The 2,343-nt window shown below is 37.4% G+C and carries 1 pseudogene; it reads left to right on the top strand.

The features are described from left to right. Positions 1–1,331: 1,331 nt before the first annotated feature. Positions 1,332–2,343 (top strand): annotated as a pseudogene (locus EGI32_RS20110) (hypothetical protein); the annotation flags it as partial.

Below are 2,343 nucleotides of genomic sequence, written 5' to 3'. Positions count from 1 at the left end.
TTCCTTAAAATAAAAAGGGTCCCTCCGTAGAAACGGAGCGACCTTTTCGATTGCTTGCCATATGAAAAAAGTTGACAGTAAATATTACTGTATTGTTATTTGTATTATCTTGGCGACCGGCCTTTTCAATTGCTTTGTTCGATTGCCTGTCATGTGAAAATCCTTTCCCTCTCTTTCTGATTCAAAAGTACATCGGGATCTTCTTAGATTTTTTTCATATTTCACTGCATTTTATTATGCTGAACAGTATGGTAGGTTTCGTAAATCATTTATTATAAACGTATTGTGTAGTGCTTGAATATTATCTCCAAAAAAAATATCCATTCGTTAAATAAATGTTATGGCATCGTTCCCGAAGAAAATTTTTGCATTTATGTGAAAAAATCATCAGTTTTCGCTGATAAAACAAATATGTTTATAATTATAATATGAATTTTAAGTCATATATTTTTTCACAATTTCAAAAACAATAGCCTAATTCCTATCTTCCCTAATTCGTGTAATGAAAAAGTCCCTAAAATAAAATGGGTCCCTCCGTAGAAACGGAGCGACCTTTTCGATTGCTTGCCATATGAAAAAATTTAACAGTAAAATGTTACTGTAATAGTATTTTAGTTATCTTGCCGGACTTATCAGAAGATAAGTGACCTTTTCGATTGCCGCCATTTGCTCGATTGCCTGCCATGTGATTTTTATTCCGGCGTTCTTTCTATTACAAATATAGAAACGCTTTTCATCTTATTTTCTACAACTTTTATTGTGTTTTATTATGCTGAAATCAATTCAGCATTTCTGTAACCCGCTGCCACATTGGGTTTGAAGGTTTTTATTTTATTACGTCCAAGTCGGATTTTTAGATGTTGTTATGTAATTGTTAAGTGGTTTTGTGTAAAAAGTACATATTAGGAAAAATACTGCAGCGCTGGTGACTGGTTGCCGGATTTTTTGGTTTAAAATTCTTAAAAGCCATCAACCGGCATCCAGTGACCAGCATTAGCCTTCCGGACTTCCCTGAAATAAAAAGGGTCCCTCCGTAGAAACGGAGCGACCTTTTCGATTGCTTGCCATATGAAAAAAGTTAAACAGTAATGTTACTGTACTATTATTTTTTATTATCTTGCTGCTGTATCAATGATACACGACCTTTTCGATTGCCTGCCACTTATCAATTGCCTGCTATACAGAATGCATTGTCATTCGCTTTCTTTCACGAAAGTATAGCAGGTTTTTATTAGTTTTAATACAACTTTTGTGACGTTTTATTATACTGAAATCGGTTTCAATTTTCTGAAACCCTTTGCAGTACTGCATTTTAATTTAAGGTTTTACTTATGCCCAACCGTTCTACCGACATATTATTTCAGCTGATACATTCGCTTGAAAAGGCTGAAAAACGGAATTTTAAACTATATATCACCCGGAGTTCTGCCAACCAGGACCTCAAGATCATCGAGCTTTTTGATGCACTCGATAAACTGTCTTATTATGATGAGGCAATATTGCTTAAAAAATTAAAGTCGATCAAAAAGCCGCAGCTCGCAAATATCAAGGCGCATCTTTACAAACAATTACTGGCCAGTCTCCGTGTGCTCAAAAGTACCGACAGTATTGATCTTCAGCTGCACGAGCAACTGGATTATGCCCGTATATTATATAATAAAGGGCTCTATCATCAGAGCCTGAAGATCCTGGAAAAGGTGAAAGAGCTGGCGACAGCCTATCACCAAGATAGCTTTTTGATCCAGACGATTTCCCTGGAAAAAAAGATCGAAACCCTTCACATCACCCGCAGTATGCAAAACAGGGCCGATCAATTGACTGCCGAAGCGGAAGAAGTGAATGAAAAAAGGACGATGATCACCAAGCTTTCCAATCTCGCTCTCAAGCTCTATAGCTGGTATATCAAAAACGGGCATGCCCGTAATGAGGAAGATGAAGAAGGGATCAAAACATATTTCCGGGAGCATCTGCCCACCGAATTCCCGCACGAGCTGGGCTTTTACGAAAAATTATATCTCTACCAGAGTTATACCTGGTTCGCATTCATCCGCCAGGATTTCCTGATGTATTACCGCTACACGCAAAAATGGGTGGAACTTTTCAATGACCGGAAAATGATCGAGATAGAACCAGGGCATTATATAAAAGGGATGCACAACCTTTTGAATGCCCATTTCGATCTGAAGAATTATAAAAAATTCAATGAAACGCTGGAGAAATTCGAGCATTTTGCCGAAACGGATATCGCGAATCAACACGATAACACGCGTGTACAAACGTTTATATACTTATACAGTGCAAAGCTCAACAAGTTCATCAACCGTGGAAAATTTGAAGATGGCC

Source organism: Ferruginibacter sp. HRS2-29, assembly GCF_024343615.1.
Lineage (GTDB): Bacteria > Bacteroidota > Bacteroidia > Chitinophagales > Chitinophagaceae > Ferruginibacter.
Note: the sequence above shows the minus strand (reverse complement) of the source record. Positions and strands in the feature narration are given on the sequence as shown.